Source organism: Sphingomonas sp. SP6 (genome assembly GCF_058313435.1).
The window spans coordinates 177,777-193,240 of record NZ_JBZFLG010000002.1 but is presented as its reverse complement, the minus strand read 5'-3'; the positions used below and the strand labels follow the sequence as shown (position 1 = coordinate 193,240).

The following is a 15,464-nucleotide window of genomic DNA, read 5'->3' as shown; positions in this document are numbered from 1 at the left end:
GACTCGACCGGATGGTGTCGTCGGCGCGTCGGGCGTTACGCCGCGACCGCCGACTCCGTCCGCGGCGTCTCGCGCCGGAAGAGATCGAGGTACCCCCGCGCCATGTCCTCGGCGGTCAGCGTCCGCGGCAGCTGGCCGACGAGACGGGCATGCGCTTCGGGATCGGAGGCCCGGGCGAGGGCGCGCAGGAGATCGGTGACGTTGCCCGGCGCGAAGTGGAACCCGTGGACGCCGTCGCGGACCTTCTCCGCCATGCCGCCGATCCCGCTCACCAGCAGCGGCCGCCCCGCGGCGAACGCCTCCTGGATCACGACCGGCGAATTCTCCCACCACAGACTCGGCACGACGACATAGTCGCACGCCGCCATCAGATCGCCGACGTTCTCGTTCTGATACGGTCCCGAATATTCGACGACACCCGCGGCGACCGCGCGATCGAGCCGCTCGACGAACTCCGCCGACTGTCCGACCAGGGGACCGTGGATGCGGATGATCCGCCTGCCCGCGGCGCGCTCGTCGGCGGCGGCGAAGATCTCGGCCGCGCGGAGCAGCACGTCGACGCCCTTGTAGGGGTTGATCTGGCCGAAATAGCCGAACACCCACGGCTGATCGTCCTCGGCGACGCCGCGCGCCGGCCGCGTGGCGAGCGGACGGCCCAACCCGTTTTCGATCACCGCGATGTCGGTCGGCGTCCCGATCCAGTTGGCGAACCGGTCCGCCAGGAACTGGCTCGGCGACACCAGCCCCGTCATCGCGGTCAGCATCTCGCGCATCTGGCCCATCCGCGAGGCGAACTGGAACACGTCGTGCTCGGGCCAGCAGCCGACGCAATTCCCGGGCTCCGAGCGGCTGCACAGCCGCCGATGCTGGCGCGTCACCATCTGCCCGTCGCTCTGGCACATCGCGAGGAACTCGTGGAGCGTCAGGTACGTCCGCGCGGTCCCGGCCCGCGCCACATCGAGCAGCGACTGCGTGCCCAGGTAGATGAAGTGGTGGAAGTTGATGATTGTCGGCCGGGTCTCCGCCAGGATCGCCTGCAGCCGCCGCCGGATCCGCTGCGGGCTGATGTGGTAGAACCAGTCGTGCTCGGTCTCGGAGAAGGGGATCAGGAACTCGCGTCCCTTCGCCTTGATCGTGACGCGCCCGATGTCGCGCTCCTTGCACGCGGCGATGAACACCGCGTCCTCGCCCAGGCTCAGCAGTCCTTCGAACAGGGTATAGGCGCTGATCTCCGCGCCCCCGGAATTGACCGACGGGTGCGCGTGACTGACGATCGCGATCCGCTCACCGGGCATTGGTCATCCTCGCTCGGACAAGATGCGCCTCGATCTCGGCGTCCACCTCGACCGTCAGCGCCGCGCCGCGACGTTCGTGATAACGGATCACCATGTCCTCGACGATCCGCGCGTTCGGCACGATCGCCAGGTCGCGGCTGAGCAGCGTCGAATCGAGCCGCGGCGTCGCGCTCTCGGCGTAGCGGGCGAAGCCGTCGGCGGTCCAGCACACCGCGCCGACCGGGCGGAGTTCGGCGATCTCCGACAATCCTTCCTCGCGGTACAGGAACACGAGCGGATCGTCGGCGGCTCCTTCGACATAGGCGATCGCCTGTGCCCATGCGGGCCAGGACAGGCGGCAGCCGGGCTGGACGTAGACGAAGCGCGCCACTCCGATGTCCGCGACGAGTTCGGCGAGCGCGCGGGCGACCGGCGCGCGGCCGTCGTGCTGGACGATCCCGACCGCGTCCTCTGCCAGCACGTCGCGGATCGCCTTGGTCACCGCCGAGCGATCGTGCCCCGGACCGAGCACGAGGGTGATCGCGAGATCGCGATGATCGCCCAGCGCGCGCGCGAGATCGGTCGCCGCCAGCCGCGCGTCGCTCGCGGTCAGCGGCATCCCGAACAACACCGCTTGCGCGCCCTCACGGCGATGCAGGTGATGGAGGCCCGGCCGCTGGCGCATCGCGGTGCGGGCGAACGACCGGCACAGCTCGGGAAAGAACGCCTCGCGGGCATAGGCCGGGAAGTGCGTCGCCAGTTCGCCGAACGCATTCGCCGTATAGCCCGAACGCAGCACCTGCGCCGACGTCGGCACCCCGAGCGCGGTCCCGTCGTCGAGCCCGAGCTCGACCGCGGGTTGCCCCGGCTGATCGGCAAGCGCGCCGAGGCACAGCGCGGTGAACCCCGAGCGTCCGGTGCGATCGGCAAGCGGCGGAAAGCCAGTGCCGAGATCGGGCCGCGGCGTGGTGATGATCCGATCGCCGGTCGCCTCGGCGCCGGCGGTGCCGTGCGTGACGCTCACCGTCGCCAGATCGCCGCGCGGGGTGAGCACCCAGCCGCGGACGAGCGCGCCGAAATCGGGGAAGATCGTCACCCGGTCGAGCGAGGCGTAGCCGCCCACCGCCTCGGGCGAGACCGGGCCGTCGGCGCCGATCCGCGCCGCCTGCGAGATCATCTCCTTGTCGGCCGGCTCCGCCTTGGTCGCGTTCTTGAGCCAGGCGAGCCCCGTCGCCAGCTCGAGGAACTTGAACGGCCGCCAGGAGCGCATGAAACGCTCGGCCTCACCGAAGGTCAGGATGAAGTCCTGATCGCCGCGCCAAAGGTGGGCGTCGGTCCGCAAGACCCCGCAGAACGCCACCGCGTCGGCCGGCAGATCGGGTCGCGAGTAGGTGGCGCAGAAGATCGAGCCCGGCACCTTGCGACCCTCGACCAGGATCAGCGCCTTGCTCTGCCGCGGCACCTCGCCGACGGTCCAGCCGCCGATCAGGAACAGACCGCGGCGGACTCGCGAGACGACCTCGATGTTGCCCTTGTGCGCGGTTGCGGGGAAATTGGTGGGCATCATGGCCAGCGCGCTGGCGTCGTGGCGCAGGCCCTCCAGGATCTCGATCAGCTCCTGCGCCGAGCGCGGGTCGCCGGGCGAGGCCATCACCGACAGCGGCGACTTGCCCTCCCCCTCGTACAGCAGCGCCGCCAGCTCCTCCCCGGTCGGCAGGTCGACGCCGAGCAGCACGGTGCCGGTCGTCGCGTCGCGGACCTGAAGCGGCTTACCGCGATCCTCGGCGCGGAGCGATGCGGCGAGCGCCATCGACGGCGGCGAGAAGCGGAAGCCCACCCACGGCTCGTCGGCGAGATGCGCCGGCACCGCCGCCTTCAGGTCCGGGCGAAGCACCCGCGTGCGCTCGGAGGCGAGGACCACGCTTCCCGCGACCAGCTCGACCTCGGTGTCGCCGCCGGAACACACCGCCCAGCCGACGATCCCGACCTGCGGGTTCCACTGCTCCACCCGGCCGCGCACGGCGTCGTTGGCCTGGGCCATCAGGCGCTCCGCGAGGCGGCGGGGGAGGGGGAAGCGCCGGGGAGGGCCAGCGCGCGCGGAGATTCCGCCCTCAACGAACATCCCCCGGACCAAGACATCACGGAGGCGCGCCTAGCATCCGAGCGGAGCGCTCGCCAGTCGATTCTACCGCGCGGTCGCGCGCCCGGTCATCGTCCCATCGGATCGTCGGGCGGTTCGCCGCCGACGGGACGATCCGGGCAGCACGCCGCGATCACATCCGGATCGCAACGGTTTCGGCTTAATCCCCATTGAAGCACTATGGGATCGGCGCTTGACCCGACCGCCAGCGCCCGTAGAACCCCAGGCGATGCGCCCGGACGGAAATCCGGTGCTCCGGGGTCGAAAGCGCGAATATGCTGAACAGTCTCATCGAAGGACGATTCGACGAATATCTCGACACGACCCGGCGCGGGGCGAAGCTGTGGTTGTTCGTCCACGTTCCGAAGACCGCCGGCAGCTCGCTGTCGGGCGAGTTCTCCGCGGAGCTGAAGCCCTATTACAACCTCCACATCGATCACGCCGACCGCGGACGCTCCGCGAAGGAGCGGTTCGACGACAAGGTGTCGGAGTTCCTCGAGGCGGCGAAGACGCGCAGCTTCCGCAGCGCCAGCGGCCATATCTGGCAGCAGCACGCGCAGGCGATCCGCAAGGCGATGCCGGGCGTCCGCCAGATCACGCTGCTGCGTGAGCCGGCCGCGCGAGTGCTGTCGGATTACAATTACCAGCGCTCGCCGATGCATCCGCTGCATGAGGAAGTGATCGCGCGCACCCCCGACTTCATGAGCTTCGCCGAGCAGCCGGGGCCGCGCAACCGGATGGCCCGGCACCTCGTCCCGATGGCGATGATCCGGCAGGAGCGGGTCGAGGAGGCGGTCGAGCATGTCCGGCGCACGTTCGCCTTTATCGGGCTTCAGGAACGTTACGACCTCTATTTCCGGCTGCTGACCCTGCTCACCCAGGGCCGGATCAAGGAGCCGGGCGACAAGAAGCGGGTCAACGAGGCCAAGGAGACATCGGCGCTGACCGATGAGCAGCTCGAGCGGGTCCGCGAATTGAACCGGGTCGACTTCGCGATCTACGACGCGGTGGCGGGCTGGCTCGGCCCGATCGAGACCGACCTCGCCGCCTGGCTCGACTCGGTGGAGAGCCCCGCCGAAGCGGCGGCCTGAACGAAGGGACGATCGTGGCTTTCGACCAGTTCACCACGCTCGGCGTCGCCGAGTTCATCGCCGCGAACCGGGACCCCGAGGCGCTCTGGCTGTTCGTCCACATTCCCAAGACCGCGGGCTCGTCGCTCTCGAACGAGTTGGCGCGGCTGCGTCGCCCCTATCGCAACATCCATGTCGACTACACCGACCGCCACGTGCCTCACGCCGAGCAGATCCAGCGCGCGGTCGATCGGTTCATCGCGGACGCCAAGGAGCGGAGGTTCCTCTCTGCCTCCGGCCACATCACGATCGAGCACGCGCGCCAGATCCGCGCCGAGATCCCCGGCACCAAGCTGTTCACTTTCGTCCGCGAGACCGCGGCGCGGGTGATCTCCGACTATCGTTATGCGCGGACGCCCAAGCATCCGCCGTACCAGGAGTTCATCGCCGCTTATCCCGACATCGAGAGCTACATCCGCGACCCGCGCTCGCAGAACAAGACGAGCGTTCATCTCGGCGGCGGCGATGTCGCCAAGGTCTTCGCCGAGTTCGACTTCATCGGCGCGCTCGAACTCTACCCGCTGTCGTTCAACATCCTGTTCGCGCTGATGGGCGAGGATGTCCTGCCGCAACTGCATGAGCGCAAGACGCCGCAGACCGCGGACAACGAGGTCGCCGCCTCGAACAAGCTCGACGAGGCGATCCGCGCGGTCAACCAGGACGACGTTCGGCTGTTCGATGCGGTGCGCGATGCGTTGCGCGCGCGCCGCGTCGGCTGGAACGAACTTCGCCGGACCCGGTCGCCCCGCGCGCTCGCCAAAGCCATACCATAAGGTCGCAACCCTCGATGTCATTCGCGTCTTTCAGCAACACGTCGCTCGACGACTATCTGGCCAAGGCCGCAAGTCCGGAAGCGCTCTGGTTCTTCCTGCACATTCCCAAGACCGCAGGCACGTCGATGAGTTCGGAACTCGACCGACTCCGGTCGCCCTATGTGAACATCTCCGTCGATTACGAGCGCACCGACGTCAGCCACGATTTGGCGGTGAAGCAAGCGGTCGTGCAGTTCGCGACCGCCCAGATCGCCAGTGCTCGGTCCGCGTCCGGACACGTGCCGCTGGTGGTGCTCGACGAGGTCGTGGGCCAGCGACCGGGGCTCAAGCTGTTCACCCTGCTGCGCGATCCCGTGGGGCGCGTGGTGTCGGACTACACCTATCAGACGACCCCCGCGCATCCGCCGTTCGAAGCGTTCAAGAAGCGCTATCCGTCGATCGAGGATTACGTCCTCGCCTCCTCCGAACAGAACAAGATGGTGAGCTTCCTGTCGGCCGGGCAGAACGGCCAGACGTTCGAGCAGACCTACAAGCAGATCGAGCAGCGGTTCACCTTCATCGGTGTCACCGAACTCTACGACATGTCGTTCAACATCATCACCCGGCTGATGGGAAAACCCTCGCATTCGGAGGAGCGTCGCCGGGCCACCAGTCCGGAGGCGAAGGCGCGGGTCACCCTCTCCCCGTCGCTCGTCACGCTGATCCGCCAGGCCAACCATCTCGATCAGCAGCTCTACGACCGCGTCGCCGGCGCGCTGCTCCCCAAGATCGCGGCCTGGCGTGCGCTCGACGCGCGCGGCTGAACGTCAGGCCTCGATCGCCCGGCCCGCCCTCGCGCCGCGATCGAACCCGCCCAACTCGATCGCATAGGCGGTCATACGCTGGGCGGTCCGGGTGACCCGCCTGGCGAGGGCGTCGGGCAGGTCATCCAAGGTCCGCGGCGATACCGGCGCCGGCGGCTGGGGCGGGCAGGCGACCTCCCAGGGGACGTCGAAGAAGCGCTCGGCGACCCAGCGATTGTCGTCGGCGTAGCGCGCGAGCAACTCGGCGCGCATCTCGGCAGTGAAGCCGTTGAAGGGCGCGTCGCCGAACCGTTCGTTCGCGGTCTCCGCCACTCGCTCGCGCAGCGCTGCGGGAGCGACGGTGTCGAACCTTCCCTCCGGATCGATCGCGTCCTGGATCAGGTCCATGATGATCAGCCCGATCGCCCCCATGCTCGGATTGCGCTCGGCCGGCGCATCCACCGGCAGTCGCGCCGCGGCGTCGCCGAACTCCGGGTGTGACAGGATCGTCCGGGTGATCCCGCGCGCCTTCGCGTCCGAATTGTAGGGCAGGACGATCATCCGCCAGCCGTTGGCCTCGTACAGCTCGATCTTGAGTCGCCAGTCGCCGCGCCCGTGCTCCAGGCTCTCGCCGAAGAAGGCGTCGAAATCGCGCTCGTTGCGGCGCATCGCCTTGCGCCGCTGGGCGAACCCCGAATTGTAATGCGCGACGGGATCGCGAACCGAGAGGATCGCCACTTTGTCGAACCCGTCGAGCCGCGGCGTCAACGCCGGAACGAGGGCATTTGCATACTCCACCGATCCCAGCGCCTCGGCGGAGATCAGCACGTCGAGATCGCGGTGTCGGTCGAGCTCGTCGAGCGTCGCCGCGCGGACCCGTTCCGCATTCGGAGCATCGCTTAGCCCTGCGAGGGCCAACGCGACGTTGCGGTGGTTTCCCTGCCGCGGAGTCTTTTCGGGGACGACATAGCCCGCCGCCATCATCTCGGCGCGATGCGCCTTCAGCCAGACCTGAAAGGCGGTGGTTCCGGTCTTGGCCGCGCCGATGTGAGCGATGAAGCGTCGCATTCCGGCGGACTAGGTACGCGCGAGACTCCGGGCAAGGGCGCGGTTTGACAGCGCTGGTGCCGTGTCTATGCCGCAGCCATCCGCCGATCCCGGCCGGCCCCTCCAATTCGGAGCCCTCGATGCGTCTCCTTCTTCTCGCCGCCGTCGCCCCGCTCGCGATCACCGCCGCCGCGGCACAAACCCTGCCTGCCGCCAATCCCTTCGCGAAACCCAGCACGCTGCCCTATGAGGCCGCGCCGTTCGACAGGATCAAGAACACCGATTACCAGCCCGCGATCGAGGCGGGGATGGCCGAGCAGCGCGCCGAGGTGAACCGGATCACCGCCGACCGCGCCGCGCCCAGCTTCGACAACACGATCGTCCCGCTCGAACGCTCGGGCCGCCTGCTCGAGCGCGCGGCGCTGGCGTTCGGCGCCGTGTCGGGCGCCAACATCGACGACACGCTCCAGGCGGCGCAGACCGCGCTCGCGCCCAAGTTCGCCGCCCATTCCGATGCGATCAATCTCGACGCGAAGCTCTTCGCGCGGGTGAAGGCGGTCTACGACACGCGCGCATCGCTCAAGCTCACGCCCGAGCAGCTCCAGGTGCTGACGCTCACCTACCAGAACATGGTCCGCGCGGGCGCGCTGCTGAGCCCGGCCCAGAAGACCGAGCTGAGCGCGGACAACGCCCGGCTCTCGACCCTCGAGACCGCGTTCCAGCAGAAGCTGCTCGCCGCCGCCAAGGCGGGCGCGCTCGTCGTCGACGACAAGGCCAAGCTCGCCGGGCTTTCCGACGCCGAGATCGCCGCCGCGGCCGCTGCGGCGAAGGAGCGCGGGCTTACCGGCAAGTGGGTGCTCCCTTTGCAGAACACGACCGAGCAGCCCGCGCTCGCCTCGCTGACCGACCGTGCCACCCGCGAGTCGCTGTTCACCGCCGACTGGACCCGCGCGGTGAAGGGCGACGCCAACGACACGCGCGACACGATCGCGCAGATCGCCATGCTGCGCGCGAAGAAAGCCAAGCTGCTCGGCTTCTCGACCTGGGCCGATTACGTCCTCGAAGACCAGATGGCGAAGACCCCGCAGACCGCGCTCGCCTTCATGCAGCAGCTGGGCCGCCCGCTCGGCGTCGAGCAGCGGCGCGAGGCGGGCGAGCTCCAGGCGCAGATCAAGAGCGAGGGCGGGACCTTCCAGCTCAAGCCCTGGGACTGGCAGCTCTATGCCGAGAAGCTTCGTAAGGCGCGCTACGACCTCAACCAGGACGAGCTGAAGCCCTATTTCGAGATCAACCGCGTCTTGAACGAAGGCGTATTCCGCGCCGCGCACGAACTCTACGGCCTCAGCTTCAAGAAGCGCACCGACATCCCGACGTGGCAGACGGACATGATGGTGTACGAGGTGTTCGAGGAGAACGGCCAGCCGCTCGGCCTGATGTACTTCGATTATTGGAAGCGCGACAACAAGCAGGGCGGGGCGTGGATGTCCAACCTCGTCAACCAGTCCAAGCTGATCGGCACGAAGCCGGTCATCTACAACGTCGCCAATTTCACCAAGCCCGCCGCCGGCCAGCCGGCGCTGATCAGCTTCGACGACGTGACGACGATGTTCCACGAGTTCGGCCACGCGCTGCACGGGCTGTTCGCGAGCCAGGTCTATCCCAGCGTCTCGGGCACCAACACCGCGCGCGACTTCGTCGAGTTCCCGTCGCAGTTCAACGAGAACTGGGCGCTCGATCCGAAGATCCTGCCGCACTATGCCGTCCACTATCAGACCGGGAAGACGATTCCGCAGGCTCTGGTCGACAAGATCAAGCGTGCCGAGACCTTCAACTCGGGCTGGGAGACGGGGCAGGCGCTCGCCTCCTCCATGCTCGACATGAGCTGGCACGCGCTTCCGGCCGACGCGACCAAGCAGGACGTCGATGCGTTCGAGACCAAGGCGCTCGCCGCGACCGGGCTCGACACGGCGGACGTGCCGCCGCGATATCGGACGAGCTACTTCCTGCACATCTGGGCGAATGGCTATTCGGCCGGCTATTACGCCTACCAATGGACCAAGATGCTGGCGACCGACAGCTTCGACTGGTTCCAGCGCAACGGCGGGCTGACCCGCGCCAACGGCCAGCGCTTTCGCGACCTGGTGCTGTCGAAGGGGCATACCGAGGATTATGCGCCGATGTTCCGGGCCTTCTACGGCAAGGACCCGGACATCGGCCCTTACCTGAGAAGCATGGGCCTGACCGCGAGTGGCGAGCGGTTGCCCCCGGCCGGCGAGGCCGCACCCGCCAGCAATGCGGCTTCGCCTGCGGCGAAGGACTGATCCAGGCACGAAAAAGGGCGGCGGAGCTGTGCTCCGCCGCCCTCGTCTTCGCCGCCCGATCGTTACGCGAGCGCGAGATGCGCGAACGAGTTGTGAAGCGGCGCATGGCTGAAGTCCGCCATCGCCAGACCATGGTTCCCCAGCGCTTCGCTCGGTGCGAAGGCATTGGCGATCGGCGTGACCGACGGCAGCGCGCCAAAGGCGAACATGCCCGCGTTGACCGAGCCGGTCGCGACGTGGAGGAGATCGACCGATCCGCCCTTCCAAGACACCAGCGATCCGTCCCCGCCGTCGGTCTTGACGGTGAGGTTCGAGAAGTCGTTCACGCCCTTGACGTTGATGCGGACCAAATCGACACCCTTGCCGAAGTCGGCGATGGTGTCGGCGCCGCTGCTCTTGAGGAAGTAGAACACATCGTTGCCGACGGAACCGGAGAGCTGGTCGGCTCCGGCGCCGCCGATGAGCGTGTCGTTGCCCTTGCCGCCGTTGAGCGTGTCGTCGCCGGCGCCGCCGTCGAGGGAGTTGTTGGCGACGTTGCCGAGCATCTTGTCGTTGCCGGTGCCGCCGATCGCATTCTCGATCAGCGACCGCTTGTCGCCCTCGAACAGCAGCGCGTTGGCGACGTTGCCCTCGGCAAGCGCGGTGCCGTGCGAATAAGCCCGGTGGTTCACCAGCTGCGCCGTCGAGAAGGTCGAGAACTCGCCGGGGTTCAGGTTGACGTCCAAGTTGGTCGAATAGTTCGACAGGTCGTAGGTGTCGTTGCCGTTGCCGTCCCACAGCGTCATCGAGATCTTGTTGGCGGTGGGCACGGCTTGTTCGACGCCGTTGATAGACTGGACGCCGGTGTTCGGGTTCCAGGAGTAGACGGTGTTGCCGCTTTCGGTGTTGAAGTTGGCACCGTAAAGATATTGAAGCGCCGCGATGTCGTCCTGCATGTAGGTCTGCGGCTGGTTGGAGCCGTCACCTTCGAACTGGACGCTGTTGTCCGGATCCGAGCGATAGGTCATCAGCGACCAATCCTGCCCGTCATGGTCCGACGGCAGCGAGGTCGAGCCGTAGCGCGGATCCCCGTTCGGATTGCCGTCGATGTACCCGGTCAGATCGGCGTTGGTGTAGTCCTGGTGACCGTGCTTGAGCCCGAGCGTGTGCCCGGTCTCGTGCATGACCGTCGCCTGACCCCAATTGCCCGGCTGCGGCGTCAGATAGAAGGGCTGGTTGGTCCGCCCGAACCACACGTCGCCCGCCTGCTCGTTGGCGGAGGGGAAGTTGGCGTAGGCGGAGGGAACCTGGCTGTACGACGTCTGACTGTAGCGCAGGTTGGCGTGGTCGCTCTTGGTCTCGGTGATCTCGGTGAAGGTCAGGTTGGTGTAGCGGGAGACCAGGTTCAGCGCATAACGCACCGCATCTTGCTGCTGGTCGTTGAACACGATCTGGAACGCCGGCTCGGAGTTCGCCGGATAGCCCTGGCCGCTGTAGAACTTGCCGCTGGTCGGGAAGCTGAAGGTCAGATTGGTGATCGTGTAACGCGATCCGATCAGCGTCGCGTCGATGTCCTGATTGCCGCTGAAGTCCCAGTGACCGGTCTTCTTGTTGAAGGTCTGATCGATCAGAGACTCGATCTTGTCGCCCTGCGTGTTCGCGTCGGTGGGCGAATCGTACGGCCTGTGAAGACCGTCATAGGGGCTGGTCGAGCCGGTGCCCTTGTCGGAAAGTGCCATGTCATGCTCCCTGTTGGTGGCGGGCCGTCCCCCGGCCCGACTGCCGACACTTTCTAACGGCCGCCACCCCGATCACAAGGCGTGTTCGGGTGCCGAGAAGGGGATGGCGACACCTTCTTGCGGCGGGCCGCCCCGCGCGTCAGTCGGACGACGGGCTCGACGGGCCTGACGGCAAGCCGGAGGTCGCGCGACGTGCGCTCTCGCTGACTCCGCGGAGCCGGATCAGCGGGTGCGTGGTGCGGTAGGATCGGACCACCGCCCACTGCGGCGCGGCGCCGGCGTCGCGCATTGGCCGGTGGGTCTCCAGCCATGTCCCGCGGCCGGCCGCGATCACCGCCTCCCGCGTGCAGCCGTAGCGCAGCAATCGCCAGTCGACATGGCCCTCGAACCCGTCGCTTCGCACCGCGGCGATCAGCTTGCGTGCGCCGGCGGCGGTCAGCAGATAACCGTCGCCTCCCGGCGCGGCGCGCGGGGGCGGCATCGGAAGCTTGTGCGGCAGGATCGTCGCCGCCGGGACCACCGCCAGGTCGCCTCGCGCCGCCGCGGGATCGGCCATCCGGTGGTTGACGTGGAGCAGGTCGAGATCGTCGGGCAGGTCGAGCGCGAACAGCCGGTGGAGCGCCGCGGGGCGCGCGTCGTCCTCGATCACGAGCGCCGCGCCGTTCATCGCCGCGATCGTCTCCCAGGCGAGAACGTGCGCCAGGAACACCCCCAGCGTCCCCGCCTCGCCGCGCGCGCGTCCGGTGAGATAGGTCTTCGCCGCCTCGGGCAGCGCCGGGATGACCCCGGGCGAGCGGCGCAGGTCGAACCGAGCGAGCCCGGCGAAGGCGTCGCGCGTGCCGGCCATCCGCTCGGCGTCGCGCTCCAGGTTGATCGCCAGGATCGGAACGGGCTGGTGCGTCAGGATCACCCCCCCTGCGCCGCCTTCCAGTCTCGCTTGATCTTCTTGGCCAGGCTCCACTTATGCACCTCGGTCGGGCCGTCGTAGATCCGGAAGGCGCGGATCTCGCGGAACACCTGCTCGACGATCGTGTCGCCGCTGACGCCGGTGCCTCCCATCACCTGGACGCAGCGGTCCGCGATCCGCATCAGCGCCTCCGACACCTGCACCTTCGCCATCGAGCTCTCCGCCGTGCCCAGCGCGCCGGTGTCGAGCACGTCCGCGCACCAGTCGATCATCAGCTCGGCCTGTTTCAGGTCGATCAGATTCTCGGCCAGCATGAAGCCGACGCCTTCGTGATCGACCAGCGGCTTGCCGAACGCATGGCGGCGGCAGGCGTAATCGGTCGCGATCTCGTTGGCGCGCACGCACGCCCCCAGCCAGCGCATGCAATGCGTCAGCCGCGCCGGCGCGAGGCGCACCTGCGCCAGCGCGAAGCCCTCGCCCGGCTCGCCCAGCATCTGGTCCGCGGTCACGCGCAGGCCCTCGATGGCGACCACCGCATGTCCCCCGGGCATCGACGAATCGATCGTGTCGAGCACCCGTTCGATCCGGATCGCCGGGTCCGGCAGCTCGACCAGGAACATCGTCGCGCCTTCGTCGGCCTTCGCCATGACGATCCCGACCTTCGCGCCCTCGGCCCCGGTGATGAATGCCTTGCGCCCGTCGATCCGCCAGTGGTTGCCGTCGCGCACCGCAGTGGTCTGGAGCATCGACGGGTCGGAGCCCGCGCCGCCGTCGGCGGCAGGCTCGGTCATGAAGAAGGCCGAGCGCGCCTCGCCCGCGACCATGGGGTCGAGAAAGCGCCGCTTCTGCTCGTCGCTCGCGCGCTTGCCCAGCAGGTACATGTTGCCTTCGTCGGGTGCGGCGACGTTGACCGCGACGGGCCCGAGCGGCGACAGCCCCGCCGCCCGCAGCACCACCGCCACCTCGCGGTGATGGAGGTGGCGCCCGCCCTTCAGGATGTGCGGCGTCAGCACCCCGGCCGCCGTCGCCTTCGCGCGCAGCTCGCGGACCAGATCGTCCGAGGGGCCGTGCGCCCCGCACCGGGGATCGCGCTCGAACGGCGCGACGACGTCGCGGACGAACCGCTCCACGTTGCGGGCGATCTCGGCGGCGTCGGTCATGGAGCTCTCCGGATGGTTGCGGCAGGCGTTACGCGAAGCGAGTCGCCTTGGCGATGGGAGCGTTCCGGCCTAAGCCGCCGTCCGATGACCGACCCCGATTTTCGCAAGCTCGGCTTCGTCGACGTCGGCGCGCGCGGCGGGCTCCAGCGCAAGTTCGCCGCACACCGCGACCGCCTGCGCCTCGTCCTGGTCGAGGCCGAGCCCGCCGAGGCGCTCCGGCTGGCGCAGGCGAGCGAAGGCGGCACGCTCTACCAGGTGGTCGATGTCCCGCTCGCGCACGTCGACGCCGAGCTGACCCTTTACGAGACCCGCAACAAATATTGCTCCTCGCTGCTGCCGGCGAACAGCGCATATCTCGAGCAATATGAGATCGCGCGCCTCTTCAGACTCAAGCAGACGATTCCGCTCCGCTGCGCGCGTTACGACACGCTCTACGCCAGCGGCGGCCTCCCCGAACCCAATATCGTCAAACTCGATGTCCAGGGATTCGAGCATCAAGTGCTCGAAGGATTCGGCGACCTTTTGCGGCATTGCTACGCGATCGAGCTCGAGACCCATTTCTACCCGCTCTACCACGGGCAGAAGCTGCTCCACGACATCGTCGCCTATCTCGCCGGCTACGACATGGTCCTGCGCAAGCTCTCCAGCCCGCGCAGCCCGAAACTCGACGGCGACCGCCACTTCGACGGCGATCTCGTCGAGGTCGACGCGACCTTCACCAAGTCGCGCAAATGGGCCGACGGCCAGGACGACGCCGTCCGCGCCGACCTCGATCTTGCCTGCGAGATCATCGGCGTCCCCGCCGACCGGCGGGTGAAGATCCGGTCGTTCAACGTGAAGCCGGAAAAAGGGTAGGCGCAGCGGCGAGGTGACGTCCCCGGCCGCGTCGGCCGGTCACGGCTTGAACGAGTAGATCAGACCGCAGCCATAACCATTGCACTCATCCTGACTCCCGCCGGAGAACGTGGTCCCGTAGAGCCGATGCCCGACGACTGTCAGTCCACCCGGCGCGACCCCGTCGAAGCCGCCGAAGGAATATTCGATCGACTCCTTCCCGTCTTTCGTCAGAGAGTAGATCGTCCCCAGCGAATACTGCCCACCGACGTTCGTCGTGCCGTACAGCTTTCCTGCGAACGGCACGAGCGAGCTTTCCGGCGTCGCACCATCCAGTCCGGAGCCGAAGGCGTGCAGGACCGTCTGCTTGCCATCCAGCGTCAACGAGAACGCCACGCCCTTGTCGAACCGTCCGGCCTGCGCCGCCGTGCCATAAAGCACGCCGCCATCCATGGTCATGCCGGCGTCGGGCGCGCCGCCATCGTCACCACCTTTGAAGGAATACAGGAGCTTCACCTTGCCCTTCCGGGTGACCGAGAACACCGATCCCCAGCCAAAGGCTCCGCCGTTGGGTGCGGTCACGTACATGACGTCGTTGACGACGAGGAAGCGCGAGTTGACGAACCAGCCGATCGAATCGGACAGCCGGGTGACGACCTCGTAGTCGCCGGCCGGAGTGATGGAGTACACCACTCCGCATCCACTCCCCCCGTTGCACGATGGATCGCCGCCCGCGGCGGTGGCGCCGTACAGCTTGCCGTAAAGCGCCACGACGCCCGCGAGCGGGAAGCGTCCATCCGCGTCATCGAAGGAGTAGAGGACCTTGTGCTGTCCGCTTCGCGTTACCGAAAACACCGTCCCCTGATGGTGAGCGCCACCCGACGAGGTGGTTCCATAGAACACGCCATCCAGTTCGGTCAGGGTCGAGACCGGGTCACCGCCGTTCCCGTCATCGCGAAATGAATACAGGACCTTGTGCCTGTCTGCGTTGGTGAACACGAAAGCCGTGCCATAGCTGCCCGACCCCCCGTATAATGTCGTGCCGAACAGCGCGCCGCCGACGTTCGTCAGCGGAGCCTCCGGGTTCGAGCCGTCCGCTCCGCCGTGGAAGGCATAGGCGATCGCAAACCTCCCCGTCCTCGCCGCGGGCGACGCCCATGGCTGCGGCAAGAGGGGCGACACCGGCTGCGCAGCCGGCTCCGCCCCGGTCGACGATCGTCCGGCAGGGCTTGCGTGATCCGCCCTGACGACGCCGTCGCCCGGCGACGCGATTCGATCATTCGCTGCCACCGGACTTGCCGCCATGACGAGCAGCGCGATCGCGCCGAGCCTCTGCTTCAGTGTCCCCACCCGTCGCCTCCCACGCTGTCCCAAGTCG

General features: G+C 67.8%; 12 protein-coding genes. 5 read left to right on the top strand and 7 right to left on the bottom strand.

The window, feature by feature from the left end; translation table 11 throughout:
- Positions 1-35: 35 nt before the first annotated feature.
- Both AC4GYY_RS06650 and AC4GYY_RS06645 read right to left on the bottom strand, forming a co-directional pair.
- A complete protein-coding gene (locus AC4GYY_RS06650) occupies positions 36-1,295 on the bottom strand; it encodes a glycosyltransferase family 4 protein (RefSeq protein WP_491119482.1) in 1,260 nt (419 codons plus the stop codon).
- Positions 1,285-3,315, bottom strand: a complete 2,031-nt coding sequence (locus tag AC4GYY_RS06645; protein ID WP_491119481.1) for a hypothetical protein — start codon at positions 3,313-3,315, stop codon at positions 1,285-1,287. The genes AC4GYY_RS06650 and AC4GYY_RS06645 overlap by 11 nt, the downstream gene beginning before the upstream one ends.
- 374 nt (positions 3,316-3,689) lie before the next feature.
- Between AC4GYY_RS06645 and AC4GYY_RS06640 the strand changes: the two genes are divergently transcribed.
- Genes AC4GYY_RS06640 through AC4GYY_RS06630 form a run of 3 tightly spaced genes read left to right on the top strand, consistent with a single transcriptional unit; the run spans position 3,690 to position 6,120 of the window.
- Positions 3,690-4,505, top strand: a complete 816-nt coding sequence (locus tag AC4GYY_RS06640; protein ID WP_491119480.1) for a sulfotransferase family 2 domain-containing protein — start codon at positions 3,690-3,692, stop codon at positions 4,503-4,505.
- Between the two features lie 14 nt (positions 4,506-4,519).
- Entirely contained in the window at positions 4,520-5,317 is a 798-nt protein-coding gene (locus AC4GYY_RS06635) for a hypothetical protein (RefSeq protein WP_491119479.1), read from the top strand.
- A gap of 14 nt (positions 5,318-5,331) precedes the next feature.
- Complete coding sequence (locus AC4GYY_RS06630; RefSeq protein WP_491119478.1) at positions 5,332-6,120, top strand: hypothetical protein; 789 nt, start codon at positions 5,332-5,334, stop codon at positions 6,118-6,120.
- A gap of 3 nt (positions 6,121-6,123) precedes the next feature.
- Here AC4GYY_RS06630 and AC4GYY_RS06625 read toward each other — a convergent pair whose 3' ends face one another.
- Positions 6,124-7,167 carry a hypothetical protein gene (locus tag AC4GYY_RS06625; protein WP_491119477.1) on the bottom strand — a complete coding sequence of 348 codons (1,044 nt, stop codon included), beginning with the start codon at positions 7,165-7,167 and terminating at the stop codon, positions 6,124-6,126.
- 119 nt (positions 7,168-7,286) lie between these two features.
- Here AC4GYY_RS06625 and AC4GYY_RS06620 point away from each other — a divergent pair, with 119 nt between their 5' ends.
- Entirely contained in the window at positions 7,287-9,467 is a 2,181-nt protein-coding gene (locus AC4GYY_RS06620) for a M3 family metallopeptidase (protein WP_491119476.1), read from the top strand.
- Between the two features lie 62 nt (positions 9,468-9,529).
- On the opposite strand, the gene AC4GYY_RS06615 is transcribed toward AC4GYY_RS06620, so the two are convergent.
- From AC4GYY_RS06615 to AC4GYY_RS06605, 3 genes are all read right to left on the bottom strand, one after another.
- Complete coding sequence (locus tag AC4GYY_RS06615) at positions 9,530-11,185, bottom strand: M10 family metallopeptidase (RefSeq protein WP_491119475.1); 1,656 nt, start codon at positions 11,183-11,185, stop codon at positions 9,530-9,532.
- A gap of 139 nt (positions 11,186-11,324) precedes the next feature.
- On the bottom strand, positions 11,325-12,095 hold the full coding sequence (locus AC4GYY_RS06610; RefSeq protein WP_491119474.1) for a hypothetical protein: 771 nt from the start codon (positions 12,093-12,095) through the stop codon (positions 11,325-11,327).
- Entirely contained in the window at positions 12,092-13,252 is a 1,161-nt protein-coding gene (locus AC4GYY_RS06605) for an acyl-CoA dehydrogenase family protein (RefSeq protein WP_491119473.1), read from the bottom strand. Before AC4GYY_RS06605 ends, AC4GYY_RS06610 begins: the two co-directional genes overlap by 4 nt.
- Positions 13,253-13,336: 84 nt before the next feature.
- On the opposite strand from AC4GYY_RS06605, the gene AC4GYY_RS06600 reads away from it, so the two are divergent.
- Positions 13,337-14,107: an FkbM family methyltransferase gene (locus tag AC4GYY_RS06600; RefSeq protein WP_491119472.1), complete on the top strand. Its 771-nt coding sequence runs from the start codon at positions 13,337-13,339 to the stop codon at positions 14,105-14,107.
- 39 nt (positions 14,108-14,146) lie between these two features.
- Here AC4GYY_RS06600 and AC4GYY_RS06595 read toward each other — a convergent pair whose 3' ends face one another.
- A complete protein-coding gene (locus AC4GYY_RS06595) occupies positions 14,147-15,436 on the bottom strand; it encodes a choice-of-anchor tandem repeat GloVer-containing protein (RefSeq protein WP_491119471.1) in 1,290 nt (429 codons plus the stop codon).
- Between the last annotated feature and the right edge of the window lie 28 nt (positions 15,437-15,464).